The 25,991-nt window shown below is 69.9% G+C and carries 24 protein-coding genes; 4 read left to right on the top strand and 20 right to left on the bottom strand.

Annotation, left to right across the window (positions count from 1 at the left end; translation table 11 throughout):
- Positions 1 to 67: 67 nt before the first annotated feature.
- The 7 genes from ACEYYH_RS07300 to ACEYYH_RS07270 all read right to left on the bottom strand — a co-directional run bounded on the left by ACEYYH_RS07300 (position 68) and on the right by ACEYYH_RS07270 (position 11,324).
- Positions 68 to 1,633, bottom strand: a complete 1,566-nt coding sequence (locus ACEYYH_RS07300) for an APC family permease (RefSeq protein ID WP_374977566.1) — start codon at positions 1,631 to 1,633, stop codon at positions 68 to 70.
- Positions 1,634 to 1,699: 66 nt separating this feature from the next.
- On the bottom strand, positions 1,700 to 4,516 hold the full coding sequence (locus ACEYYH_RS07295) for an FtsK/SpoIIIE domain-containing protein (RefSeq protein WP_374977565.1): 2,817 nt from the start codon (positions 4,514 to 4,516) through the stop codon (positions 1,700 to 1,702).
- Positions 4,517 to 4,582: 66 nt separating this feature from the next.
- Positions 4,583 to 5,380 carry a PP2C family protein-serine/threonine phosphatase gene (locus ACEYYH_RS07290; RefSeq protein ID WP_374977564.1) on the bottom strand — a complete coding sequence of 266 codons (798 nt, stop codon included), beginning with the start codon at positions 5,378 to 5,380 and terminating at the stop codon, positions 4,583 to 4,585.
- Between the two features lie 64 nt (positions 5,381 to 5,444).
- The gene (locus ACEYYH_RS07285) at positions 5,445 to 7,490 is read right to left on the bottom strand and encodes an ABC transporter ATP-binding protein (RefSeq protein WP_374977563.1); all 2,046 of its coding nucleotides are present in this window, start codon (positions 7,488 to 7,490) and stop codon (positions 5,445 to 5,447) included.
- Positions 7,487 to 9,220, bottom strand: a complete 1,734-nt coding sequence (locus ACEYYH_RS07280) for an ABC transporter ATP-binding protein (RefSeq protein ID WP_374977562.1) — start codon at positions 9,218 to 9,220, stop codon at positions 7,487 to 7,489. The genes ACEYYH_RS07285 and ACEYYH_RS07280 overlap by 4 nt, the downstream gene beginning before the upstream one ends.
- Positions 9,221 to 9,356: 136 nt before the next feature.
- The gene (locus ACEYYH_RS07275; protein WP_374977561.1) at positions 9,357 to 10,340 is read right to left on the bottom strand and encodes an aldo/keto reductase; all 984 of its coding nucleotides are present in this window, start codon (positions 10,338 to 10,340) and stop codon (positions 9,357 to 9,359) included.
- 120 nt (positions 10,341 to 10,460) lie between these two features.
- Entirely contained in the window at positions 10,461 to 11,324 is an 864-nt protein-coding gene (locus tag ACEYYH_RS07270) for a large exoprotein (protein ID WP_374977560.1), read from the bottom strand.
- A 150-nt stretch (positions 11,325 to 11,474) separates the two neighbouring features.
- Here ACEYYH_RS07270 and ACEYYH_RS07265 point away from each other — a divergent pair, with 150 nt between their 5' ends.
- Positions 11,475 to 11,927: a DUF4282 domain-containing protein gene (locus tag ACEYYH_RS07265; RefSeq protein WP_374977559.1), complete on the top strand. Its 453-nt coding sequence runs from the start codon at positions 11,475 to 11,477 to the stop codon at positions 11,925 to 11,927.
- Positions 11,928 to 11,978: 51 nt separating this feature from the next.
- On the opposite strand, the gene ACEYYH_RS07260 is transcribed toward ACEYYH_RS07265, so the two are convergent.
- The 13 genes from ACEYYH_RS07260 to prmC form a co-directional block, all read right to left on the bottom strand.
- Complete coding sequence (locus ACEYYH_RS07260) at positions 11,979 to 12,728, bottom strand: YaaA family protein (RefSeq protein ID WP_374977558.1); 750 nt, start codon at positions 12,726 to 12,728, stop codon at positions 11,979 to 11,981.
- A 91-nt stretch (positions 12,729 to 12,819) separates the two neighbouring features.
- On the bottom strand, positions 12,820 to 13,080 hold the full coding sequence (locus tag ACEYYH_RS07255; RefSeq protein ID WP_045297537.1) for a F0F1 ATP synthase subunit epsilon: 261 nt from the start codon (positions 13,078 to 13,080) through the stop codon (positions 12,820 to 12,822).
- Between the two features lies 1 nt (position 13,081).
- Complete coding sequence (gene atpD, locus ACEYYH_RS07250) at positions 13,082 to 14,530, bottom strand: F0F1 ATP synthase subunit beta (RefSeq protein WP_374977557.1); 1,449 nt, start codon at positions 14,528 to 14,530, stop codon at positions 13,082 to 13,084.
- 69 nt (positions 14,531 to 14,599) lie between these two features.
- The gene (locus ACEYYH_RS07245; protein WP_116193930.1) at positions 14,600 to 15,496 is read right to left on the bottom strand and encodes a F0F1 ATP synthase subunit gamma; all 897 of its coding nucleotides are present in this window, start codon (positions 15,494 to 15,496) and stop codon (positions 14,600 to 14,602) included.
- Between the two features lie 21 nt (positions 15,497 to 15,517).
- Complete coding sequence (atpA, locus tag ACEYYH_RS07240) at positions 15,518 to 17,155, bottom strand: F0F1 ATP synthase subunit alpha (RefSeq protein WP_374977556.1); 1,638 nt, start codon at positions 17,153 to 17,155, stop codon at positions 15,518 to 15,520.
- 60 nt (positions 17,156 to 17,215) lie between these two features.
- Entirely contained in the window at positions 17,216 to 18,007 is a 792-nt protein-coding gene (locus tag ACEYYH_RS07235; RefSeq protein WP_374977555.1) for a F0F1 ATP synthase subunit delta, read from the bottom strand.
- Positions 18,007 to 18,564 carry a F0F1 ATP synthase subunit B gene (locus ACEYYH_RS07230; RefSeq protein ID WP_374977554.1) on the bottom strand — a complete coding sequence of 186 codons (558 nt, stop codon included), beginning with the start codon at positions 18,562 to 18,564 and terminating at the stop codon, positions 18,007 to 18,009. The genes ACEYYH_RS07235 and ACEYYH_RS07230 overlap by 1 nt, the downstream gene beginning before the upstream one ends.
- Before the next feature lie 28 nt (positions 18,565 to 18,592).
- On the bottom strand, positions 18,593 to 18,829 hold the full coding sequence (atpE, locus tag ACEYYH_RS07225) for an ATP synthase F0 subunit C (RefSeq protein ID WP_159845304.1): 237 nt from the start codon (positions 18,827 to 18,829) through the stop codon (positions 18,593 to 18,595).
- A 63-nt stretch (positions 18,830 to 18,892) separates the two neighbouring features.
- Positions 18,893 to 19,684, bottom strand: coding sequence for a F0F1 ATP synthase subunit A (gene atpB, locus ACEYYH_RS07220; RefSeq protein WP_374978179.1), 792 nt, complete (start codon positions 19,682 to 19,684; stop codon positions 18,893 to 18,895).
- A gap of 167 nt (positions 19,685 to 19,851) precedes the next feature.
- Positions 19,852 to 20,355, bottom strand: coding sequence for a hypothetical protein (locus tag ACEYYH_RS07215; RefSeq protein ID WP_374977553.1), 504 nt, complete (start codon positions 20,353 to 20,355; stop codon positions 19,852 to 19,854).
- Positions 20,352 to 21,572, bottom strand: a complete 1,221-nt coding sequence (locus ACEYYH_RS07210) for an MraY family glycosyltransferase (RefSeq protein WP_374977552.1) — start codon at positions 21,570 to 21,572, stop codon at positions 20,352 to 20,354. The genes ACEYYH_RS07215 and ACEYYH_RS07210 overlap by 4 nt, the downstream gene beginning before the upstream one ends.
- Positions 21,569 to 22,345: an L-threonylcarbamoyladenylate synthase gene (locus tag ACEYYH_RS07205; RefSeq protein WP_374977551.1), complete on the bottom strand. Its 777-nt coding sequence runs from the start codon at positions 22,343 to 22,345 to the stop codon at positions 21,569 to 21,571. The genes ACEYYH_RS07210 and ACEYYH_RS07205 overlap by 4 nt, the downstream gene beginning before the upstream one ends.
- Before the next feature lie 57 nt (positions 22,346 to 22,402).
- Positions 22,403 to 23,281 (bottom strand): peptide chain release factor N(5)-glutamine methyltransferase, encoded by an 879-nt coding sequence (gene prmC, locus ACEYYH_RS07200; protein ID WP_374977550.1) that lies wholly within the window; start codon positions 23,279 to 23,281, stop codon positions 22,403 to 22,405.
- Positions 23,282 to 23,420: 139 nt separating this feature from the next.
- On the opposite strand from prmC, the gene cysK (ACEYYH_RS07195) reads away from it, so the two are divergent.
- The 3 genes from cysK (ACEYYH_RS07195) (at position 23,421) to epsC (ending at position 25,978) form a co-directional block, all read left to right on the top strand.
- Positions 23,421 to 24,359, top strand: a complete 939-nt coding sequence (gene cysK / locus ACEYYH_RS07195; RefSeq protein WP_374977549.1) for a cysteine synthase A — start codon at positions 23,421 to 23,423, stop codon at positions 24,357 to 24,359.
- Between the two features lie 84 nt (positions 24,360 to 24,443).
- Complete coding sequence (cysK, locus tag ACEYYH_RS07190) at positions 24,444 to 25,397, top strand: cysteine synthase A (protein ID WP_374977548.1); 954 nt, start codon at positions 24,444 to 24,446, stop codon at positions 25,395 to 25,397.
- Entirely contained in the window at positions 25,394 to 25,978 is a 585-nt protein-coding gene (epsC, locus tag ACEYYH_RS07185; RefSeq protein ID WP_374977547.1) for a serine O-acetyltransferase EpsC, read from the top strand. Before cysK (ACEYYH_RS07190) ends, epsC begins: the two co-directional genes overlap by 4 nt.
- The last annotated feature ends 13 nt before the right edge of the window (positions 25,979 to 25,991 follow it).

The following is a 25,991-nucleotide window of genomic DNA, read 5'->3' as shown; positions in this document are numbered from 1 at the left end:
GCGTGTCTGAAACGGTGCGGGTGTCGCCGCTCCCGATGCGGGAGCCCGCCCGACCCCAGGGTCCGGCTCAGGCGAGGCCGCCGTCGATCGACCTGGCGTAGTCGGCCGGGTCTTCGGGGACGAGCACCGGCGTGTCGCGGTTGAGGCTCTCGCCCCGGAAGAACGCCTTCGCCCGGGGGAACAGGAACCACAGGAGCATCAGCAGCACGCCGAACGCCAGCGACCCGATGCCGAGCACGAACGTGCCGCCGATGCCGAGCAGCACGGTGTAGCCGTAGTCGATGTCGTACATGTCGATCGCGGACTGCACGAACGCGTAGGTCAGCATCAGCGCTCCCAGCAGTGGGAGGAGGAACCGGTAGAAGAAGTTCCTCGCGCTGTTGAACAGCTCGCGGCGGAAGTACCACACGCAGGCGTAGCCGGTGATGGCGTAGTAGAACGCGATCGCGAGACCGAGCGACAGGATGGAATCCTGCAGGATGTTGTCGCTGATCAGGGTCATCCCGACGTAGTAGACGATCGCGACCACTCCCATGACCAGGGTCGAGAACGACGGCGTCTTGTACCTCGGGTGCACGGTCGCGAACCGGCGCGGCAGCGCCTTGTACGCGGCCATCGAGAGGGTGCCGCGGGCGGTCGGCAGGATCGTCGTCTGCGTCGACGAGATGGCCGAGATCATGACCGCCACCACCAGCACCCATCCGAGCGGGCCGAGCAGGCCGTCCTTGATGGCGAGGAAGAAGTCGTCGGCGTTCGCCTCGTTGCCCAGCCCCGTGCCCGTCTCGCCGAGGCCGGCGTACATCATCGCGGCCACCGTCACGCCGACGTAGGTGAACAGGAGGATCACCGTCGTCAGCAGCGCCGCACGACCGGGGATGCGCTTGGGGTCCTTGGTCTCCTCGTTGAGGGCCAGGCACGTGTCCCAGCCCCAGTAGATGAACAGCGCCAGCAGGATCGCCTCGACGAACCCTCCCCACTCGGTGAACGCGAACGGATTGAACCACGACCAGTCGAACGGGGTCGGGTCCGGCGCGGTGCCGGCGAAGAACTGCCAGAGCGCGGCGACCACGAAGATCGCGAGGGCGAGGTATTGGATCGTGAGCAGCACGTTCTGGATGCGCTCGCCGATCTCGACTCCTCGCCAGCTCACCCACGTCATCGCCGCGATGAACACCACTCCGGTCGCGGTCACGAGGGGGACGTTGTCGGCGAGCAGTGCGCCCTCGGAACTGCCCACGATCCCGTCGACGAGCGCCCAGAAGTAGATGCCCGCGATCTGCGCGAGGTTCGCCAGCACGACCATGCCGGCGACGGCGACGCCCCATCCGCCCATCCAGCCGACCCACGGGCCGAAGGCCTTGGTGCCCCAGGTGAAGGTGGTGCCGCAATCAGGGACGTCGTTGTTGAGCTCGCGGTACGCGAATGCGATGAAGAGCATCGGGACGAACGCGATGACGAACGCGATGGGCGCCTGCGCACCGACCGCCAGAACGACGAACCCGAGGGTCGCCACCAGCGAGTAGACGGGCGCGGTCGACGCGAGGCCGATGACGGTGGAACCCCACAGTCCCAGCGTGCCCGCGGCGAGTCCCTTGCCCTCAGGCCGTTGCATATCGATCGGGGTTGTAGCCACAGGCCGACGTTATGGCGTGCGAGAAGCGCCGGTCAAGGCGTCCGCCCGACGGTCAGACCGGACATCTCATGATGGGAGGACAATGCGGACGGGGTCCGCTCCGGCCGAGATGAGCCACGCGCGCGCGGCACCCGGTTCGCAGTAGGGCGGCACCCCGCGAAATCCCGCGAGGACACGGAGCTCCGACGCGCACGACGTGTCGATCACGAGGTCGTGGTCGCCCCGCATATCGGCGAGCAGCCGCCAGTGCCGCTGCCAGTCGTCGGGCTCCCCCACGACGACCAGGCGCGCGGTCGCGACGACACCGGGATCCGCGACGTAGTCGTCCACTGCGAGCACCCGGTCTCCGTGCGCCTCCCAGGCGGCCAGCGCGCGCCGTCCCGCCGGCGACCTGCGGGCCACGACGCCCGTGAGCGGGGCGAGCGGCATCCATTCGGGATCGGGCACGGCCGGCTCACGGGGCGCGAGGGGCGCGATCGCGAGCTGGAGCGTCCGCCCGTCGAGTCGGCCGCGCCCGGCCGGCGCAGCGGCGTCGAACGTCGAAGGGTCTCCCCCGGCCGACGCGTGGTCGACGCGCGTGGGATAGGGCAGCACGAGCCGTCGCGGGAAGAGCTCGGCGACGCGGGATACCGGCCCGGTCAGCCGGTGTGCACCCGCGACCACCAGCACGCCTGCGGCGGCGGCACGGCGAACGAGCCCCTCGATCCGCTCCATGACGACGTGCGCGTATTCGGGGGGCAGACGCAGCGCGACCGTGTCGAGGTCATCGACGAGCACGGCCGATCCGGCGTGCGGCAGCTCCTCGTGCAGCGCGGCCACCGCGTCCCACAGCCCCTCGGGGTGAGCCGGAAGGCGTTGCGCCGTCCCCCGCAACTGGGCCGCGATGAGATCGAGCACGTTCGACACTCCGGACGCCGGCCCGCCGAGCACCAGCAGGCCGCGGTCGGACGCCCTCAGGAAGGCAATGGGCTGCCGCTGGCGCTCCGGTTCGTCTGCCAGGCCGAGCAGCACCGTGCCTGCGGGAGGCACCTCCCGCTCCGCCGTCGAGTGCGCGGTGAGTTCGTCGAGGGCCAGCAGTCTCGGCAGCTCGGGCAGCCAGGGCCTGCTCGGTGCGCCGTGTCCGATCCGCAGCGCCGCGGCCGCGACATCGTCTGGGCCGGACAACGCGATGCGCACCTGCTGCGGGCTCGCGTCGCCGGCGCGGCGGACGAACGCCGTTCCGCGCCCCGAGACCCCGCCCGGCAGGCGGGCGGCGTCATCCGTGCCGAGGAGCGCCCGGCTGTCGGCCGCGTCGGTCACGCGCAGACTGATCCGCAGCGGGCAGTTCGCCAGCAGATTGTCGCGGATCACCCCCGCGGCGCGCTGCGTGCCGAGGATGAGATGGATGCCGAGGGCGCGCCCGCGCGCCGCGAGGTCGGCGAACAGCCCGTGCAGCTCGGGGTGGTCGCCGAGCAGGGCGGCGAACTCGTCGACCACCACGACGAGCCGCGGCAGCCGCACGCGGGGATCGCCGATGTCGCGGGCGCCGGCCGCGGCAATGGCCGCCTCGCGGCGGCGGAGCTCGGCACGCAGGCTCTCGATCGCGCGGCGGGCGCCCGAGCCGTCCAGGTCGGTGATGACCCCGCTGACGTGAGGCACCCCGGCGAGCCCGTCGAAAGCCGTTCCGCCTTTGAAGTCCGCGAGCAGAAAAGTCACCTCGTCGGTCGAGTGCGTCGCGCAGAGCGCGAGGATCCACGTGATGAGCAGCTCGCTCTTGCCGGACCCCGTGACTCCCGCGACGACGGCGTGGGGTCCGTCGGCGACGAGGTCGACGAGCACGGGCTCGCCGCGGCTCGCGCCGATGGCCGCGGGCATCCCGCCCGGGGTCGCAGGCACAGCGGCCAGGAGCGGACCCAGCGCGATCGGCTCGGGCGCCCCGCGCTGCACTCCGAGGCTGTGTTCGGCGCGAGCGGAGAGCTCGGCCGCGATCTCCTCCGCCTGACCTCGGGAGACCGCTTCGACGCGCACCGGCACGACCTCGCCGGCGTGCTCGAGCCGTGCGACGTCGGGGGACGAGATCGTGAGCACGGCCTGGCACCGCGGCGGCAGCGGTTCGCCGGGACGGGCCCGTGCGATCACGAGATCCGCGTCGGTCGGGACCAGATCGCCGGGTCCGACGATCGCCAGCGCCGATCCGCCCTGACCTTCCCGGTGTGGCAGCGCCTCCATCCAGTCGAGGCCCCGGCCGAGCGGCCCGACGACGCGCAACTCGTCCGGTGCGAAGGCGAGGCACGCCTGCAGGACGAGCGCCCGCTGGACGGCGGTCGCGAGAGTCTCCCCGCCGACGACCACGACACCCGCGGCGAGCGGGAGCGTCACCGGTGCCCCCGAGACGCGAGCCGCGCGGCGACGCAGCCCCGCAGCATCCGGATCGCCGTCTCCCCCGGTCACGCGGACGACGCTCGCCCGCTCGCCCTCTCCGACCACAAGCCGCGCGTCGCGCCCGCCGCGCCAGATCTCGCCCTCTCTGGTGACGAGGCGGACGACATCGGGATGCCGCGCCCACAGCTGTGCTCGTTCGCCGTCATGTCGCGCCGCCACCGCCGCCGCGACCTCGTCGCGTGCCCGCACCGCGTCGGCCGCGGCCCGCCGACCGTCCCGGCGGGCGGCACGTCGCGCGTCGAGCATCGTCGCCGCCGCGATCAGCGGGCCGAGGAGCGCGAACCAGAGCGAGAAGAGCGAGCCTGTGACCAGCCACAACGCGACGGCCCCGACCACCGGGACGATGGCGGCCACGATCGGCAGCGGCGGGCGAGGCGGAGGAGTCCAGGCGGGCGGAAGGGCGAGCGGCTCGTCGTCGAGCACAGCGCCGGTCACGATGGTCGAAGGAACGGGCGAACGCATGCGCCCAGTCCAGCGCGCACCCGCGCGCGGCAGATCGCGGCGACCCGGATCTGTGGAGAGCCGGGGTCAGTCCTTGGCTGTGGAGGAATCGTCGTCGGCAGGTAGACCCACGTCGAGCACGATGATCGTGATGTTGTCTCGGCCGCCGTTCTCGAGCGCAGCCTCGAGCATGGCGGAGGCCGCGTCGGCCGGGTCGGCGTTCTCCTCGAGGAAGTGGCGGATACCGTAGTCCGTGAGCTCTTTCGTCAGTCCGTCGGAGCAGATCACGAAGCGGTCGCCGTCCAGCGCATCCAGCCGCACGTAGTCGGGCGTGACGCCGTCGCTCGGACCCACCGCGCGGGTGATGACGTTGCCGTAGGGGTGGTTCTCGGCTTCTTCCGGACTCAGTCGTCCTGCAGCGACGAGCTCCTGCACGACGGAGTGGTCGGTGGTGATCTGGACGATGGCGCCGTCGCGCACGAGGTATACGCGCGAGTCGCCGATGTTCAGCGTGACCCAGTGCGGCGCATCTCCCGATGTGTCGAGGAAGACGCCGGTCACCGTCGTACCGGTTCCGTCGTCGGTGGCCTCCGGGTGCGACGCGATGTCTTTGACCGCGTGCGCGAGTGCCTTCTCGATCGTCTTCGGCGTCACCGTGCCGCTTTCGGCGACGGCGCGGAGGCGTTCGATCGCGCTGGCGCTGGCGATCTCTCCGCCGACGTGTCCGCCCATGCCGTCGGCGACGACGAACAGCGGATACGACGCGAACACCGCATCCTGGTTCACCTCGCGCCGGCGGCCGGTGTCGGTCACAGCGGCCCACGAGAGCTCGAGCACGCCATTGGGGACCGGGACGGCGAGAGACTGGGTGGAAACTTCGGGCACGCCCTGTCCTCCCCGTCGGAATACGCCGGAGCCCTTCGCCCCCGCGTCCTCACATCCTAGTGGGTTACTCGACGGCGTCCTCGGTCTCGGCGAGGGCGTCGACCACGATCTGCGCCGTCGTCGGGGGCGGCGCCAGCGGCACGCTCGGCACCGAGACGACCTCCTCCTCCTCGGCCGCGCCCTCGAACTGCGCGTTGTAGAGACGCCAGTACGCGCCCTTCTGCGCGAGCAGCTCGGCGTGAGAACCCTGCTCGACGATCGCGCCGTTCTCCATCACGAGGATGAGGTCGGCATCCCTGATCGTCGACAGCCGGTGGGCGATCACGAACGCGGTCCGGTCCTCGCGCAGCCGCGACATCGCGCGCTGGATGAGCAGCTCGGTGCGGGTGTCCACCGATGAGGTCGCCTCGTCCAGGATCAGGATGCGCGGGTCCGCCAGGAACGCGCGGGCGATCGTCACGAGCTGCCGCTCGCCGACGCTGAGATTGGTGGCCTCGTCGTCGAGCGTCGTGTCGTAGCCGTCGGGCAGCGCGTGCACGAAGCGGTCGACGTAGGCCGCCGTCGCTGCGGCGACGATCTCCTCCTCCGACGCCTCCGGGCGCCCGTACGCGATGTTCTCGCGGATCGTTCCGGCGAACAGCCATGTGTCCTGCAGCACCATGCCGGTGCGCGCGCGGAGGTCGTCGCGCGTCATGCGGCGCGTGTCGACGCCGTCCAGCACGATGCGGCCGGAGTCGACATCGTAGAAGCGCATGATCAGGTTCACCAGCGTCGTCTTGCCGGCGCCGGTGGGCCCGACGATCGCGACGGTGCTGCCCGGCCGCGCCGCGAGCGTCAGCCCGTCGATGAGGGGCTTGTCGGCCACGTAGCGGAACGCGACATCCTCGAATTCGAGGCGACTCGCCGCGTCCGGGGCGGACTCGGCCGGGTCGTCGTCAGGCGTCTGCTCCTCCTCGTCAAGGAGCTCGAAGACGCGCTCCGCGCTGGCGACACCGGACTGCAGCAGGTTCGCCATGGACCCCAACTGGCTGAGCGGCTGCGTGAACTGGCGCGAGTACTGGATGAACGCCTGCACGTCGCCGATCGACATGAGCCCGGCGGCCACCTGCAGCCCGCCGACGACCGCGATCGCGACATAGACGAGGTTGCCGACGAACATCATCGCGGGCATGATCACGCCCGACAGGAACTGCGCCCCGAAGCTCGAGCGGTACAGCTCGTCGTTCTCGGCGCGGAAGTCCGCCTCGACCTCCTTCTGGTGGCCGAACACCTTCACGACCGAGTGGCCCGAGAACGTCTCCTCGACGCGGGCGTTGAGCACTCCGGTCGTCTTCCACTGCTGAACGAAGAGCTTCTGCGAGCGCTTCGCGACGAGCACCGTGATGAGGATCGTGAGCGGGATCGTGACGAGCGCGATGACGGCCAGCAGCGGCGAGATGAGGAACATCATCGTCAGCACGCCGATCACGGTCAGCAGCGAGATCACGACCTGCGACAGCGTCTGCTGCATCGTCTGCCCGATGTTGTCGACGTCGTTGGTGACGCGGCTGAGCAGCTCGCCGCGCTGCACGCGGTCGAAGTACGACAGCGGCAGGCGGTGCACCTTGTCTTCGACCTGCAGGCGCAGCCGGTGCATCGCGCGCTGGACCACCCCGTTGAGGATGCGCGCCTGGAGCCACCCGAAGAGGCTGGAAAGCACGTACACGACGAGGACGAGCGTGAGGATCCGCGCGAGCAGGTCGAAGTCGACGCCGGAGCCGGGCACGAAGTCCATCGCAGCGATCATGTTCGCCTGGTCCTGGTTGCCCGACGCGACGAGCTGGTCGACGACCTGCTGCTTGGTCATGCCCGCCGGCACCTGCAGCGAGATGAAGCCGGCGAACACCACGTTGGTGCCCTCGCCGAGCAGCTTGGGGCCGATCACCGAGAGGGTGACCGACAGGATGCTGAACACGAGCACCACGACCAGCAGCAGCCTGTCCGGGCGCAGGGTGGCAAGGAGGCGCTTCGCGCTCGGACCGAAGTTCTGCGCCTTCTCGCCGCCCGTCGCCTGGCCCATCGGCCCGCGGCCGAGCGGCATCCGCTGCACCGGCCGCCCCGGCCCGCTCATGCCGCCGCCTCCGCCGCGAGCTGGGATTCCACGATCTCGCGGTACGTCTCGTTGCTCTCGACGAGCTCGTCGTGGGTGCCGATCCCGACGATGCGTCCGTGATCGAGCACGAGGATCTGATCGGCGTGCTGGATCGTCGAGACGCGCTGCGCGACGACGAGCCGGGTCGCGTCGGGCAGGTGCGTATCGAGCGCGCGGCGGAGCGCAGCATCCGTCCTCAGATCCAGAGCCGAGAACGAGTCGTCGAAGATGTACGACTCGGGCCGCTTCACCAACGCGCGGGCGATCGCCAGGCGCTGGCGCTGCCCGCCCGAGACGTTGGTGCCGCCCTGCGCGATCGACGCCTCGAGCCCCTCGGGCATCGCGCGGACGAAGTCGGCGGCCTGCGCGAGTTCGAGCGCCGTCCACAGCTGCTCGTCGGTCGCGTCGTGATCGCCGTACCGCAGGTTGGACGCGATCGTCCCCGAGAACAGGAACGCGCGCTGCGGCACGAGTCCCACGCGCGTCCACAGTTCGTCGGGGTCGTACTCGCGCACGTCGACACCGTCGACCCGGACGCTGCCCGCGGTCACGTCGAACAAGCGCGGCACGAGGCTCACGAGCGTCGTCTTGCCGGCGCCCGTCGAGCCGATGACCGCCGTCGTGGTGCCGGGCTCCACCGTGAAGGTGAGGTCGTGCAGCACCGCGTCATCGGCACCCGGGTAGGCGAAGTCGACATGGTCGAACTCGATCCGGCCGGTGGGAGCGGGAGCGGATGCTGCGGCCCCGGGCGCCGACACCGAGGGGTCGGTCTCGAGGACCTCGCCGATGCGGTTCGCGCACACGGCGGCGCGGGGGATCATGACGAACATGAACGTCGCCATCATCACGCCCATGAGGATCTGCATCAGGTAGGTGAGGAACGCGAACAGCGTGCCGATCTGAACGCCGCTGTTCTGCACCTGGAAGGCGCCGAACCAGATGACCGCGACACTGGACAGGTTCATGACCAGCATGACAGCGGGGAACATGAGGGCCATCAGGTTGCCGGCGCGCAGCCCTGTCGCCTTGACGTCGTCGCTCGCGGCCTCGAAGCGGGCACGCTCCTGGCGCTCGCGCACGAACGCCCGCACGACGCGGATGCCGCTCAGCTGCTCGCGCATGATCTGGTTCACGCGATCGATGCGCTTCTGCATCTGCGTGAACGCGGGGACCATCCGCCACACGATGAGCCCGACGATGATGAGCAGCACCGGGATCGCGACGGCCATCAGCCACGACAGCCCGACGTCCTGACTGATCGCCATGATGACGCCGCCGATCGCGAGCATCGGTGCGGAGATCATGAGAGTCGCCGAGACCTGCACCAGCATCTGCACCTGCTGCACGTCGTTCGTGTTGCGGGTGATGAGCGAGGGCGCGCCGAACTGACCGACCTCGCGCTGCGAGAACGCCACGACACGGTGGAACAGGTCGCCGCGGAGGTCGCGGCCCATGCCCATCGCGAGGCGCGACCCGAAGTACACCGCGACGATCGCGCACACCACCTGCACGAGGCTCACGATCAGCATCACGCCGCCGGTCGACCAGATGTACGGGATGTCGCCCGTCACCACGCCGTTGTCGATGATGTCGGCGTTGAGGGTCGGCAGCCACAGCGACGCGATCGACTGCGCGAGCTGGAAGACGACCACCGCCACGATGAGCGGCCACGCGGGACTCAGATACCGCACCAGGAGCTTGCCGAGCACGACGGTCCTTTCCGGCGCGCGGAGTCGTCCGCTCCCGCGGACCGCGCACGGATAGCGACGCTACGCCTGCGTGCGCGCCGCCGACAGCCCGGCGCCTACGCCGTCGGCGAACTCCTCGGCGCTCGGCCGCGAGCCGTCAGAGAGCCGCCTCGGGCGGCGGGAACAGCGCGTCGATCGTCGCGAGATCCGCGGCCGTGGGCGTCCACGCCGAGGCGGCCGCGGCGTTCGCCCGCACCTGGTCGGGGCTTGTCGCGCCGGCGATCACGCTCGACAGGGCCGGACGCGACAGCAGCCACCCGAAGGTCGCCTCGAGCATCGTGATGCCCCGCTCGTCGCAGAACGCCTGATACCCCTCGAGCGCGTCCCACGGCGCGTCGTCGTAGATGTGGCGGCGCTGGCGGATGATGCGGGTGTCGGCCGGCGCGGCATCCCGCGTGAACTTGCCGGTCAGCAGCCCGTTGTGGAGCGGGAAGTACGGGAAGAAGCCGAGGCCGTAGCGCTCGACGGCCCGCAGCACGTTCCGCTCGGCTCCCCTGGCGAGCAGGCTGTACTCGCTCTGTGCCGACACGAACGGCACGCCGTGCCGCATCAGCGCGGTGAAGTGGCCCTCGGCGATCTGCCAGCCCGAGAAGTTGGTGTGCCCGATGTAGCGCACCTTGCCCTCGCGGACGAGGTCGCCGAGCGCGTCGAGCGTCTCCTCCATCGGGGTGTCGTTGTCGGGCACGTGCAGCTGGTAGAGGTCGATCCACTCGGTCTGCAGACGGGTGAGGGATGCCTCGACCGCACGCCGGATGTACGACCGCGAGCCCTTCGCACCCGACGGCGGGTAGCCCATGTCTCGACCGGGGTGACCGAACTTGGTCGCGAGGACGACCTGGTCCCGCCGATCCCGGAGCGCCTCCCCCATGAGCGTCTCGGACTGGCCGGGATCGCCGCCGTACATGTCGGCGGTGTCGAGGAAGGTCACCCCCGCCTCGATCGCGGCGTCGAGCACCTCCCGCGTCCCGTCGAGCGTCTCGGTGCGGGTGCCGGGGCGGCCGAAGTTGTTGCAGCCGAGGCCGACAGCGGACACGAGGAGGCCGGACGCGCCGACGCGACGGAGGGGGACAGTCGAGGTCATGCCTCCACGTTAGCCGCGGCGCCGGAGTGCGTCGGCCGGGGTCCCGCTCGCTGCAACATGCATCGCCCCCGCGGCACACGACAGCCCCTCGCCGCGCGGCGAGGGGCTGTCGATCGGTTCTTACGGCTTGGGCGCGTCGGGCGCCGGCGGCTCGGTGGTGGGCGGCTCGGTCGCCGGCGGCTCCGTGGCCGGGGGCTGGGCCGCGGGCGGTGGCGTCACCGGAGGCTGCCCGGCCGGAGGCTCGGCCGCGGGCGGCGGCGTCACCGGAGGCTGCGCGGCGGGCGGCGGCACCGGAGCAGCAGGCGCAGCCGAGGGCGCGGGCGGCGGCGTGTAGCCGGCGGGCGGCGCCGGCGGCGGGGTGTACCCGGCCGGGGGCTGGTAGCCCGCGGGGGCGCCGTAGCCGGGCGTCGTAGCGGGGTTCGCCGGGTAGCCGCCGACGGGCGCCTGGACCGGAACGCCCGACCACACGGTCTTGTCGGCGAGGAAGTTGCCGGCCCATGGCGCCGCGGGGATCGCGAGGTTCCACCGCGAGCGGTCGAACGCGTTGATGCCCAGCCAGACGATGGGAAGGAAGAAGTACAGGATCAGCCAGACGGCCTCCTTCTGCAGCTTCAGGCCCACGCGCCACGCGGCCAGGAGCGTGTAGATGAAGGCGGCGAGCCCGATCAGCCAGCCGAGGACCGGGACCCACCCGAGGACGAGGGCGCCGCCCCACAACGCCAGCAGCCACCACGGGTTGAGATCACCGAGCTTGACGAAGATCAGGGTGTTGTACACCGGCACCCATGCGCGCCAGCGGCCCTGCACGCCGGCCTTGTCGAAGACCTTCATGAGGAACCACGAGCCGATGACGTATCCGGCGATCGCGAGCAGGAAGAAGAACGGTGCGAGGACGAGCCAGGCGATGAGCGCCCCGGCTCCGCCGCCGTCGTCGTAGTAGTCCATCAGCATTGGAGCGACCTCCGAGAGAGTCGGTTCGGACACGTCGGCACGCGCCCGCGGAGCCCCTGCTCCGCTCGACACATGCTAGCGACGCTCTCAGCCGACTGTCAGCATTGGCGCCGCTATCCGGGGGATGGCCTCCCGATACGTCGGGTGGATAGCCTGAGCAGAACTCCCGACCGAAGGGCTGCCATGACCGACCAGACTCCGTCCTCCCCCACTCCCCCGCCGCTCCCGCCGCAGTCCGCCGCCGACGCCGCGCGCGCGGCCGACCCCGACGACACGGGCGTGCCGACGGTCCGGGGCGAGGTCGATGACATCGGCCGAGGCTTCTTCTCCGCGCTGTTCGACCTCTCGTTCCGCACCTTCATCACGCGCCGGCTGGCGAGCGTGTTCTACTTCGTGGGGCTGATCGCGATCGCCATCGGCTTCATCGTCTACTTCGTCGGCGGGATCCTGAACGCGATCTCGCTGATGTGGCTGAATGTCGGGGCGGGCATCACCGGGCTCATCGCGACGATCATCGTGGTACCGGTGGTGACCTTCCTCGCGATCATCCTGCTCCGGTTCATCATCGAAGCCGTCGTCGCCCTCATCGCGATCGCCGAGAACACCGAGCGAACGGCGGAGCACACCAAGCACTGACGAGGCCGCCGCAACCGCTTCTCGGCGGTGCGCACGCCGACCGCATAGGTCTCAGGCGAAGAGCTCGAGCTCGCCGGCGCCGGTCTCGCGCACACGAAGGCCCTCAGCATCCGCCCACGTCACGAAAGCCGCGGCAGACCCGATACGCGGGCGATCCTCGGCGAGCCGGCGAACGAGCGCGCCCTTCGCGTGCTTGTTGAAGTGGTTGAGGGCGCGCACGGCGCCGTCGGCGCCCTCGCTCACGACGCGGACGTACCGCGATGCGACCTCCGCGGGCACGGGGCCCAGCCCGACGTACGCCTCGGAACGCAGGTCGAGCACGAAACGAGGTTCGAGTGCCGCGAGGGCAGCGGTGACGTCGGCGCTCCACAGGCGCCGGAGCGGGGGCACGCCCGGAAGCGACGTCGCGGCGCCCAGTCGGTAGGCGGGGATCGGATCGAGCGCACCGACCGGTCCGAACGGGGCCGAGTGCACCAGGACGTGGGCTCCCAGCCAGCGCCGGCCGGCGGCGGAGACGGATGCTGCATCCAGCGCGTCGAAGAGCACTCCGGTGTAACGGTCGATCGCGGCCATCGACGGGCCGTCGCGCAGCGCGGCGTTCACGGCGACCTCGCCGCGCTGCTTCGGGCCGAGCTTGAGGACGCGTGCGGCGTGGTCCTCGTCGGCCGAGAGGGCGACCAGCGCGGAGACGACGGCCTCGCGCTGGGGCGCGAGCTGCGGCAGCGCGAGCCGCGTCACATCGAGCGGCGTGCCGCGACCGCCTACGCGCTTCGTCTCGGACGGTGGCAGCAGGATCAGCATGACTCTCCGTGGCGGGGCTCGGGGCGACGTCGCCGGATGAAACGACTCGGCCGATCCCCGAGGGGACCGGCCGAGTGCGAATGATGGTCGATCAGGAGATCAGTGCGGCGTTTCCGGCCACGATCGTGAGATCGTCGCCCTCCATCGACAGGAACCCGTCCTGCGCGTTGGCGATGATCTTCGTGCCGGACGTCTCGGTGATGCGCACCTGACCCTCGGCGAGGATCGCGAGCACCGGCTCGTGGCCGGTCATGAAGCCGATCTCGCCCTCGACGGTCTTGGCGACGACGAGCGACGCCTCCCCCGACCAGACCTCCGCGTCCGCGGAGACGAGGCTCACCTTGAGCGGCATGTCAGCCGTTCTCCTTCTGGATGCGCGCCCACTGCTCTTCGACGTCGGAGATGCCGCCGACGTTGAAGAACGCCTGCTCGGCGACGTGGTCGAAGTCGCCCTTGACGATGGCGTCGAACGACTCGATGGTCTCCTTGATCGGAACCGTCGAGCCCTCGACACCGGTGAACTTCTTCGCCATGTAGGTGTTCTGCGAGAGGAACTGCTGGATGCGGCGCGCGCGGGAGACGACGATCTTGTCCTCTTCCGAGAGCTCGTCGACACCGAGGATCGCGATGATCTCCTGCAGCTCCTTGTTCTTCTGGAGGATCTGCTTGACGGCCGTGGCCACGCGGTAGTGGTCCTCACCGATGTAGCGCGGGTCGAGGATGCGGCTCGTCGACGTGAGCGGGTCGATGGCGGGGTACAGACCCTTCGACGCGATCTCGCGCGACAGCTCGGTGGTCGCGTCGAGGTGCGCGAACGTCGTGGCCGGCGCCGGGTCGGTGTAGTCGTCGGCGGGGACGTAGATCGCCTGGAGCGACGTGATCGAGTGACCGCGCGTCGAGGTGATGCGCTCCTGGAGGACGCCCATCTCGTCGGCGAGGTTCGGCTGGTAGCCCACTGCGGACGGCATGCGGCCGAGCAGCGTCGAGACCTCGGAACCGGCCTGTGTGAAGCGGAAGATGTTGTCGATGAACAGCAGCACGTCCTGCTTCTGCACGTCGCGGAAGTACTCCGCCATCGTCAGGGCCGACAGGGCCACGCGCAGACGCGTCCCCGGCGGCTCATCCATCTGGCCGAAGACGAGCGCGGTCTTGTCGAAGACGCCCGCCTCCTCCATCTCGCCGATGAGGTCGTTGCCCTCACGGGTGCGCTCGCCGACACCGGCGAACACCGACACACCGCCGTGGTCCTGCGCGACGCGCTGGATCATCTCCTGGATGAGGACGGTCTTGCCGACGCCGGCACCGCCGAACAGGCCGATCTTTCCACCCTGCACGTACGGGGTGAGCAGGTCGATGCTCTTGATGCCGGTCTCGAACATCTCGGTCTTGGACTCGAGCTGGTCGAACGACGGCGCCTTGCGGTGGATGCCCCAGCGCTCGGTGACCTCGACGGTCTCGCCCGGAGCGGCGTTCAGGACGTCACCCGTGACGTTGAACACCTTGCCCTTGGTGACGTCGCCGACGGGGACCGTGATGGGGCCGCCGGTGTCGCGCACCTCCTGGCCGCGGACCATGCCGTCGGTCGGCTTGAGCGAGATGGCGCGGACGAGGTCGTCACCGAGGTGCTGAGCGACCTCGAGCGTGATCTCGGACGCGTCGTCGCCGATCACGATCGTCGTCTTCAGCGCGTTGTAGATGTCGGGGATCGAGTCGTGCGGGAACTCGATGTCGACGACGGGGCCGGTGACGCGGGCGACGCGCCCGACGACCGCCGTCTCGGTCTTGTCAGCGGTGAGGCTCATGGCTTCTTCTCTTTCGTGTGGTCTGTCTGCGCAGTGCTTGTAGGGCCGGACGCCCGGCGGGCGTTCCGGCTACTTGCCCGAGGACAGGGCGTCGGCGCCGCCGACGATCTCGGCGATCTGCTGCGTGATCTCGGCCTGGCGCGCGTTGTTGCGCAGGCGCGTGTAGTCGGTGATGAGCTTGTCGGCGTTGTCGCTGGCGGACTTCATCGCCTTCTGTGTCGCGGCGTGCTTCGCTGCCGACGACTGCAGGAGGGCGTTGAAGACGCGGCTCTGGATGTACACCGGCAGGAGCGCGTCGAGCACCGTCTCCGCGTCCGGCTCGAACTCGTACAGCGGGTACACCGCGGCCGAGGAGGCCTCCTCGGCCTCGACGACCTCGAGCGGAAGCAGGCGCACCGTCTCGGGCGTCTGCGTCATCATGCTGACGAAGCGGTTGTAGACGAGGTGGATCTCGTCGACGCCGTTCTCCTCCCCGCCACGGTCGTACGCGTCGAGCAGGGTCGCCGCGATCTCTTCCGCCGTCGTGAAGTGCGGCGTATCGGTGTCGCCGGTCCACTCCGCAGCGCTGTCCATGCGACGGAACTGGAAGTACCCGACGGCCTTGCGGCCGATGAGGTAGAACACCGGCTCCCGGCCCTCCTCGCGCAGCAGCTGCGCGAGCTCGAGGCCTTCACGGAGGATCTGCGAGTTGAACGCGCCCGCGAGACCGCGGTCGGACGAGAAGATCACGACCGCGGAGCGGCGGATCGTCTCTCGTTCGACGGTCAGCGGGTGGTCGACGTTCGAGTGCGTCGCCACGGCGGAGACGGCACGCGTCACGGCCCGCGCGAAGGGCGACGACGCGCGCACACGCGCCATCGCCTTCTGGATGCGCGAAGCCGCGATGAGTTCCATCGCCTTCGTGATCTTCTTGGTCGTCTGAGCAGAAGAGATCTTCTGCTTGTAGACCCGGAGTTGTGCGCCCATGTCTGCTAGCCCAGGCCCGCCTTAGCGGCGACCCTTGACGATCTTCTCCTGGTTCACGTCGTCGGCCTGCGCAGCTGCGACCTCTTCGTGGCCGGGCTTGACGATCGACTGGCCCTTGCCGGCCTGGAACTCGAGGATGAACTCGTCGGTCTTCTTCGTCAGCTCCGCCACGGTGTCGTCGTCGAGGACGTTCGTGTCGCGCAGCGTGTCGAGGATCGTGGTGTTGCGACGCAGGTAGTCGAGCAGCTCGCGCTCGAACGCCAGCACGTCCTCCACCTCGATCGAGTCGAGCTTGCCGTTGGTGCCGGCCCAGATCGAGACGACCTGCTCCTCGACCGGGTACGGCGAGTACTGCGGCTGCTTGAGCAGCTCGGTCAGGCGCGCACCGCGGGCGAGCTGGCGACGCGAGGCGGCGTCCAGGTCGGAGGCGAACATCGCGAACGCCTCGAGCGAGCGGTACTGGGCGAGCTCGAGCTTGAGCGTGCCGGAGACCTTCTTGATCGACTTGACCTGGGCGTCACCGCCGACTCGCGAGACCGAGATGCCGACGTCGACCGCGGGACGCTGGTTGGCGTTGAAGAGGTCCGACTGCAGGAAGATCTGGCCGTCGGTGATCGAGATCACGTTGGTCGGGATGTACGCCGACACGTCGTTGGCCTTCGTCTCGATGATCGGAAGACCCGTCATCGAGCCGGCGCCGAGCTCGTCGGACAGCTTCGCGCAACGCTCGAGCAGACGCGAGTGCAGGTAGAAGACGTCGCCCGGGTATGCCTCGCGGCCCGGCGGGCGGCGCAGGAGCAGCGACACCGCGCGGTAGGCCTCGGCCTGCTTCGACAGGTCGTCGAAGATGACCAGGACGTGCTTGCCCTCGTACATCCAGTGCTGGCCGATGGCCGAGCCGGTGTACGGGGCGAGGTACTTGAAGCCGGCGGGGTCGGAGGCGGGAGCGGCGACGATGGTCGTGTACTCCAGCGCGCCGGCGTCCTCGAGGGCGCCCTTCACGGCCGCGATCGTCGAGCCCTTCTGGCCGATCGCGACGTAGATGCAGCGCACCTGCTTGGTGGCGTCACCCGACTCCCAGTTGGCCTTCTGGTTGATGATCGTGTCGATCGCGATGGCCGTCTTGCCGGTCTGGCGGTCGCCGATGATGAGCTGGCGCTGGCCGCGGCCGACGGGGATCATCGCGTCGATGGCCTTGATGCCGGTCTGCAGCGGCTCGTGCACCGACTTGCGCTGCATGACGCCGGGCGCCTGCAGCTCGAGGGCACGACGACCGACCGTGGCGATCTCGCCGAGACCGTCGATCGGGTTGCCGAGCGGGTCGACGACGCGGCCGAGGTAGCCGTCGCCGACGGCCACCGAGAGCACCTCGCCGGTGCGGGTGACCTGCTGCCCGGCCTCGATGCCGGCGAAGTCGCCGAGGACGACCACACCGATCTCGTGTTCGTCCAGGTTCAGCGCGAGGCCCTGGGTGCCGTCCGCGAACGTCACCAGCTCGTTCGCCATGACACCGGGCAGGCCCTCGACGTGGGCGATGCCGTCAGCGGCGTCGACGACCGTGCCGACCTCGGTGGCCGCAGCCCCGGTGGGCTCGTAGGCGGCGACGAAGTCCTTCAGCGCGTCACGGATGACATCGGGGCTGATAGTGAGATCTGCCATTGTTTTCCTTCGTTCAAGGGGCCTCGGCCCCGAAATCTCCGCGTAGGCGGGAAGTCTGTGTCAGCCGGCGAGCCGCTGACGGAGGTCGGCCAGGCGCGACGACACGCTCGCGTCGATCACGTCGTCCGCGATCTGCACGCGCACGCCGCCGACGACGGTCGGGTCGACGATGGTGTTGAGCGAGACCGGCGTGCCGTAGCGCTTGGTGAGAGCGGCGGTGAGGCGCTCGCTCTGCGCCGCGCTGAGCGGTGCCGCGGCCACGACGGTCGCGACCGCGCGGTCGCGCTGGTCGGCGACGAGCCGGGTCGCGCGCGACAGCAGCTGACGCACGCGCCGCTCGCGTGGCTGGCGGATCAGGGAGGATGCGATCAGCGTCGTCCCTGCGCTCGCGCGGCCCGCGAGGAGCTTCTCGACGAGCGCGCCCTTCGCGGTGGCGTCGCCCAGCCGGCTGCCCAGCGCGAGCTCGAGCTCGGGGTTGTCGGCCACGGTCCGCGAGAACGCGAACAGCTCGGCCTCGACGTCGGCCTTCGCGTCGGCGACCGCGACGGCACGCACCGCGAGCTCCTCGATGCCGTCGACGAGATCGTCGGACGAGGACCACCGCTGAGCGACGGCGGTCGTCAGCAGCGACGCCGTCGTGGGCTTCACGGCCTTGCCGAACACGTCGGCGACGACCTTGCGGCGGGCCTCGGCCGACGCGGCGGAGTCGGCGAGCGCGCCGCTCAGCTGCGACGAGTCGCCCACGGCGCGCGCGACGGCGAACAGCTCGCCGGCCACGTCGAGGTCGACGCCCGACGCGGCGCGCAGCGCCGCGGTCGTCGCCGCCAGGGCCTGAGTGGTCGCGCTGCCCATTACGCCTTCGCCCCTTCGGACTCTTCGAGCTCGGCCAGGAAGCGGTCGACGACGGCCTGAGCCTTCTTGTCGTCGGACAGCGTCTCGCCGATCACGCCGCCGGCGAGGTCGAGGGCGAGCGTGCCCACCTCGCTGCGCAGCGACACGAGGGCCGTCTGGCGCTCCGCCTCGATCTGCGCGTGCGCGGTCGTGGTCAGGCGCGCGGCCTCCGCCGAAGCGGTCTCCTTGGCCTCGGCGACGATCTTCTTGCCGTCCTCGCGGGCGGCGTCGCGGATCTCACCGGCCTCCTTGCGGGCATCGGCGAGCTGCGCCGTGTACTCCTCGAGGGCGGCCTCGGCCTTGCGCTGGGCCTCGTCGGCCTTGGCGATGTTGCCTTCGATGGCAGCGGAGCGCTCGTCGAGCAGCTTCTTCATCCGCGGAAGGGCGACCTTCCAGAAGATGATCAGGATGACGATGAAGCACACCGACGACCAGATGATGTCGTACCACGCGGGGATCAGAGGGTTGTGCGCTTCTGCGCCCTCTTCCGCGGCGTACGTGACAAGAGCGTTCAGCATCCTGTCTCCTTAGACGAGAGTGTGGCGATCAGAAGCCGAAGATGAAGCCGGTCGCGATGCCGATGAAGGCGAGCGCCTCGGTGAAGGCGATACCGATCCACATGAGCACCTGGAGGCGGCCGGCCAGCTCGGGCTGACGGGCGACGCCCTCGATCGTCTTGCCGACGACGATGCCCACGCCGATGGCCGGGCCGATCGCGGCGAGGCCGTAACCGACGGTGGCGATGGAGCCGGAGACCTCGGCGAGAACCGTAGTTGCGTCCACGGGGGTGTTTCCTTTCAGTTGTGGGCGGCCCTGCGTTGTCTTAGAAGCAGGGCCGTCCCGCTTTCAGTGCTCTTCGGCGACCGCGAGCTGGATGTAGACCGCGGTGAGAAGGGCGAAGACGTAGGCCTGGAGGACGGCCACCAGGATTTCGAACAGAGTGAAGACGAAGCCGAACGCGAGGCTGCCGGCGCCGAGGATGGACCACCAGCCGCCCATGTCGAAGATGAAGAACTGCGTGGCCGCGAAGAACAGCACCAGCAGCAGGTGGCCGACCATCATGTTCATGAGTAGTCGGAGGGTCAGCGTCACCGGGCGGATGATGAACGTCGAGATCAGCTCGATCGGCGTGACGATGATGTAGATCGGCCACGGCACGCCCGACGGGAAGAGCGAGTTCTTGAAGAAGTTCTTCGGGCTCTTCTTGATGCCGGCGTAGATGAACGTGACATAGCTCACGATCGCGAGGGTCAACGGCACCGCGATGATGCTCGTGCCGGCGATGTTCAGGAACGGGATGATGCCCGTGATGTTCATGAACAGGATCATGAAGAACAGCGTCGTGAGGATCGGCAGGAACCGCTGGGCGTCCTTCTTGCCGAGCAGGTCCTCGCCGATGTTGACGCGCACGAAGTCGAGCCCCATCTCGACGAGGCTCTGGAACCGGCCCGGGACGACGCGCATGCGGCGCGTACCGAGCCAGAAGATCACGACGACGGCGATCGTGGCGAGGAACTGGATGAGGTGGATCCGAGTGATCGGAACACCGGCCAGATCGAAGAGGACCTCAGGGAAGAACTCATCGATCGAGGGCCCGTGGAAAACGGGCGGTTCATCCGTGGCAAAGGGGGCGATCAGGGTCGCAGCATGAATAGACAGCGCTGGCTCCAGCTTCGGGGCACCGGTCGAGAACCGTTGCGACGATGGTCGATGAGCGTCACTCCGCAAGTACTCGCTGAGCGAGTGGGCGGGCGCTCGTTCAGCCTATCAAACTTGTGAGGTCGCTGAATCCGCGGGACGGCGGATCAGGATCCGTCGGACGCGTCGTCGCGCTTGTCCCCCGCGTCGGGGTCGGTCGGAAGCTCCACGTCGCTCACATGCGGGACGCGCATCCGCACCATCACGATGACGTCGACCGCCAGCGACGCGAGCACGCTCACGACCGCCGCGACGAAGAACACGGTGGGCTCGACCCAGGGCTGACCGCGCAGCACGAGCAGGATCACGATGAACACGACGAACTTCAGGATCCACCCGCCCATCACGATGCCGAAGAAGATCGGCACGTAGAGCGGGTCGCCGAACCACCGGTTCGCGATGAGGATGCTCGCGCCGGTGATGCCGAGGAACACCGCGGCGACCAGGACGCCGGCCAGAGCGCTCCACAGGCCTGTCGTCCCCGCGACGAGGAAGCCGACGATCGCGCCGACGACGGCGAGGACCGCGGTGACCGTGCCCGACCACACCAGGACGGTGCGCAGGATCGGGGTGCTGGAGATCGGGGTGCGGGGGTTCGGGCTCGGGCTCATCGGGCGTCCTCCTGTGCGGGCGCGGGATCGGGCTGGGGTTCGGGTTCGGGTTCGGGTTCGGGTTCGGTGGGGCCTGGTGCCGCCGCGACCGGGCGGCGGCGCGAGGGAAGGAGCGTGACGACGAGGCATGCGGCGATGCCGACGATGCCGTAGAACACGCCGAAGAGGTAGTCTCCCGGCCACTGCAGCGTCGTGCCGATGTACATCAGCAGCACCGACAGGCTCACCAGCGCCGTCCACGCGTAGAAGATGAGCACCGCGTCGCGGTCGGTGTGGCCCATGTCGAGCATGCGATGGTGCAGGTGCTTGCGGTCGGGCGAGAACGGCGACTTCCCCCGGCTCATGCGCCTGACGACGGCGAGGCCGAAGTCCAGCAGCGGCAGCAGGACGACGACGACCGGCAAGAGGATCGGGATGAACGCACCGAGCAGCTGGGACCGGCCGAACGCGTCGTTGTCGGCGATCATCGCCGGGTCGAAGTTTCCGGTGATCGAGATCGCCGAGCACGCCATGAGGAGACCGAGCATGAGCGCGCCCGCATCTCCCATGAACAGGCGCGCGGGGCTCCAGTTCAGCGGCAGGAACCCGATGCACGCGCCGATGAGCACGGCGGCGATCAGCGACGACAGCGTGAAGTAGGTGCTCGAGCCGATGTCGCGGAACACCATGTAGGAGTAGGCGAAGAACACGCCGTTCGCGATGAGGCAGACCCCGGCGACGAGCCCGTCGAGTCCGTCGATGAAGTTCACAGCGTTCATGACGACGACGATCGAGAACACGGTGAGCGTGAAGCTCGCCCAGCTCGAGAAGATCGTCATGCCGCCCAGCGGCAGCGTGTAGATCTGCAGCTGCCCGAACCACGCGATGACGCCGGCGGCGAGGAACTGCGCGCCGAGCTTGATCATCCAGTCGAGGTCCCACAGGTCGTCGAGGACGCCGATGACGACGATGAGCGCGGTCGCGCCGAGCAGCGCGTACATCTGCTGAGGCTGCGCCCAGACGATGGAGAAATACGGATGCTGCGACGACACCGCGAACGCCGCGAGCACGCCGATGAACATGGCGATGCCGCCGAGGCGCGGCGTGGGCGTCTTGTGGACGTCGCGCTCGCGGATGCCCGGATACAGCTTGTACTTCAGGCTGAGCCGCCACACCGCCCACGACAGGACGAAGGTGACGGCCGCCGTGAGGAGGATCGTGAAGACGTACTGCTTCACGAGCGGTCGGGTTCCGGCGCCCCGGACGCCGCAGCCTCGTCGGCCGCCGCATCCGTCGCCGCCGCATCCGTCGCCACGGCGTCGGGCTCAGCCTCGGGCTCCGCGACAGGATCAGGCTCGAGGAGGTCGCCCAGCACGTCCCGGAGCTGCTCGCGGCTCACGGCGCCGTCACGCAGCACGCGCACGCGGGGCTCGTCGCCGACGACGAGGCTGGTCGCGTCGATGATCGTCGAGGGGACGCCGGTCTTCGACGGCCCGTCGCCGAGATAGACGGCGACGCTGTCCTTCAGCATCCCTTCCGCGTCCTCGGCGGTGATGCCGGCCGCCATGCCGGTGAGGTTGGCGCTCGAGACCGCGAGCGGCCCGGTCTCTTCGAGGAGCTCGAGGGCGATGCGGTGCGCGGGCATGCGCACCGCGACGGTGCCGCGGGTCTCGCCGAGGTCCCACGACAGCGACGGCTGCGACGGCAGCACGATGGTGAGGCCGCCCGGCCAATAGGCCTCGACGAGGCGCTCGATCGGCTCGGGGACCTCGGCGACGAGCGCGCGCAGCGTCGTGAGCCCGGCCACGAGCACGGGGGGCGGCGACTGGCGGCCGCGGCCCTTCGCCGCGAGGAGGCGCGCGACGGCGGCGTGGTCGAAGGCGTCGGCGGCGACGCCGTAGACGGTGTCGGTGGGGATGACGACGAGCTCGCCGCGGCCGATGGCCTGGCGCGCCTGGCGCATGCCGGTGAGCAGCTGCGCCTCGTCACGGCAGTCGTAGATGGGGGACATGTCGCCCGCCAGTCTAGTTGTGAAGCCCCGGACGAACGCTCCGAACCGGCGGCGGCGTCACGGCCGCAGCGCGGTGGTCGCGCGGTCGCGCATCGTGAGGTCGGGGTGCGTCGCGGCGGCGCGCCATCCGTCGGCCTCGAGGATCCCCCGGATCGCCTCGCCCTGCCACTCGCCGTGCTCGATCACGATCATCCCGCCGGGGTGCGCCAGGCGCAGCCCCACCCCGCTCAGAATGCGGACGACGTCGAGACCGTCCTCTCCCCCGTACAACGCCGCGGGCGGGTCGAAGAACCGCACCTCCGGATCGCGCGGGATCGCAGCATCCGGAACATACGGAGGATTCGATGCCACGACCGAGACCGTGCCGTCGAGCTCGGGGAAGGCGTGGGCCAGGTCGATGAAGGCGAGCGTCGCGTTGTCGGCGCCGACGTGCGCGAAGTTCTCCTTCGTCCACACGAACGCGTCGACCGAGTTCTCGGCCGCGAACACCCGGGCGTGCGGCACCTCGGTCGCCATGGCGAGGGCGATCGCGCCGCTGCCGGTGCCGAGATCCACCGCGATGGGAGACACGGATGCTGCCGCCCGCAGTGCGTCGATCGCCAGCTGCGCGACCATCTCGGTCTCGGGGCGGGGCACGAAGACACCGGGGCCGACCCGCAGCTCGAGATGGCGGAAGGGCGCCGTGCCTGTGATGTGCTGAAGCGGCTCACGGGTCACCCGCCGTGCGACGAGTTCGTCGAGGCGAGCGGCGTCCTGCGCGGTGAGGCGGTCGCCGCGGATCGCCGCCGCCTGGACTCCCCCGCGCCCGGAGCCGAGCACGAACGCGGCCAGCAGCTCGGCGTCGACGGGTGGGTCGGTGATACCGCCCTCGGCGAGGCGCGCGGCGGCGCGGCGGAGGGCATCGGAGAGCAGGGGGGACTTGTCGGGAGAAGCCATGACCGCATCCACTTTAGGCCCGGCACGGCGGCGGGCAGGGTACCGGGGGGCGGCCGTGCCTTCGTCACAGAAGGACTCACAGCGAAAGGCTGACCCTAGGCTGGTGCTCGATCAGCCGAGAACCCGCGAAAGGCCCGATATGACCGGCATTCATCCCGACATCACGTCCGCATTCGGCAACACGCCGCTGGTGCGCCTGAACCGCGTCACCAACGGCGCCGGCGGGAACGTCCTGGCGAAGCTGGAGTTCTACAACCCGGCCTCGAGCGTGAAGGACCGTCTCGGCATCGCCATCGTCGACGCCGCCGAGGCCTCGGGTGAGCTCAAGCCGGGCGGCACCATCGTCGAGGCGACGAGCGGCAACACGGGCATCGCGCTCGCGATGGTCGGGGCCGCGCGCGGTTACCGCGTCATCCTCGCGATGCCGTCCTCGATGTCGATCGAGCGCCGCCTGCTGCTGAAGGCGTACGGCGCGGAGCTCGTGCTCACCGATCCCGCCGGCGGCATGAAGGGCGCGCTCGCCAAGGCCGACGAGATCCTCGCCGAGACCCCGGGCGCCGTCCTCGCGCGCCAGTTCGAGAACCAGGCCAACGTCGAGATCCACCGCAAGACCACGGCCGAGGAGATCATCCGCGACACCGACGGCCAGATCGACTACTTCGTGGCGGGCATCGGCACGGGCGGCACCATCACCGGTGTCGGCCAGGTGCTGAAGGAGCGCGTCCCCGGCGCCAAGGTCATCGCGGTCGAGCCCGCCGACTCGCCGCTGCTCACGAAGGGCACGCCCGGACCCCACAAGATCCAGGGCATCGGGCCGAACTTCGTTCCCGCGATCCTCGACCAGGGCGTCATCGACGAGGTCATCGACGTCGAGTTCCCCGATGCGATCACGACCGCGCGTGCCGTCGGCGCGCAGGACGGCATCCTCGTGGGGATCTCGTCGGGTGCCGCCATCTGGGCGGCACTGCAGGTGGCCGCGCGCCCCGAGGCCGCGGGCAAGAACATCGTCGTCATCGTCCCTTCGTTCGGCGAGCGCTACCTGTCGACCGCTCTGTACGAGGATCTGCGCGAAGATTGAGTCGTCACGACGGCGCGCCGGCAATCCCGTTCGGGCGCCGGCGCGCCGTCGTCTTCCGTACCGACTGAATCGAGGGAGCACCACGTGCCCGGCATCCATTCCGACATCACCACCGCCTTCGGCGAGACGCCGCTCGTCCGGCTCAACGCGCTCACCGAGGGCCTCGGGGCGGAGGTGCTCGCGAAGCTCGAGTTCTACAACCCGGGTTCGTCGGTCAAGGACCGCCTGGGCTACGCGCTCGTGGAAGCCGCCGAGGCGGCCGGCGAGCTGGCGCCGGGCGGCACGATCGTCGAGTCGACGAGCGGGAACACCGGCATCTCGCTCGCGCTGATCGGCGCCGCACGCGGGTACCGCGTCATCCTGACGATGCCCGCCTCGATGTCCAAGGAGCGCCGCACGCTGCTGAAGGCGTTCGGCGCGGAGCTCGTGCTCACCGACCCCTACAAGGGCATGACCGAGGCGGTCGAGACCGCCCGGCGCATCGTCGCCGAGACTCCCGGCGCCATCCTCGCGCGCCAGTTCGAGCACGAGGCGAACGCCGCCATCCACCGCAAGACCACCGCCGAGGAGATCTGGCGCGACGCCGAGGGGCGCGTCGACTGGTTCGTCGCGGGTTCGGGCACCGGCGGCACGATCACCGGCGTCGGCCAGGTGCTCAAGGAGCGGAACCCCGACGTCAAGATCGTCCTCGTCGAGCCGAAGGACTCCCCCGTCCTCACCGAAGGCCGCGCCGGCGGCCACCGCATCCAGGGCATCGGACCGAACTTCGTCCCCGAGGTGCTCGACCGCTCGGTCGTCGACGAGATCTTCGACGTCGAGTTCGACGACGCCATCGCGGTCGCGCGCGAGCTCGCCACCCGCGAGGGCATCCTCGCCGGGATGTCCGCCGGCGCCGCCGTGTGGGCAGCGCTCCAGATCGCGGCGCGCCCCGAGGCGGAAGGGCAGCGGATCGTCGTGATCGTGCCCGACTCGGGCGAGCGCTACCTGTCCACCGCTCTGTACGAGCACCTGCGCGAGCCGGAGGCCGAGACCAAATGACCGACGAACGCATCGGCTTCTTCGCCCGGGCCCGCGAGGACGTCGCCGCGGCGAAGCTGCGCGACCCCGCCGCCCGCGGCGGCCTCGAGATCGCCGTGCTCTACCCGGGCCTCCACGCGATCTGGGCGCATCGCGTGTGGCACGCCCTGTGGACGCGGGACTTCCGCTTCGTGGCGCGCGCCGGATCGCAGATCACCCGCTGGCTCACCGGCATCGAGATCCACCCTGGGGCGACCATCGGCCGCCGCTTCTTCATCGACCACGGCATGGGCGTCGTGGTCGGCGAGACCGCCGAGGTCGGCGACGACGTCATGCTCTACCACGGCGTCACGCTCGGCGGTCGGCAGCGCGAGGGCGGCAAGCGCCACCCCACGATCGAGGACGGCGTCGCGGTCGGCGCCGGCGCCAAGATCCTCGGCCCGATCACGATCGGCGCGGGATCGGTCGTCGGCGCGAACGCGGTCGTCACGAAGGACGCCCCCGCCGACAGCGTGCTGGTCGGGGTGCCCGCGAAGCCGCGCGCCCGCCGCATGGGCGACGACACCCGTGCGCTGCTGACGACGCCCGAGTACCACATCTGACGGTCCGGACACG

The sequence above is a fragment of the Microbacterium trichothecenolyticum genome (assembly GCF_041938625.1).
Taxonomy (GTDB): domain Bacteria; phylum Actinomycetota; class Actinomycetes; order Actinomycetales; family Microbacteriaceae; genus Microbacterium; species Microbacterium trichothecenolyticum_D.
This window is presented reverse-complemented; position numbering and strand designations above follow the sequence as displayed.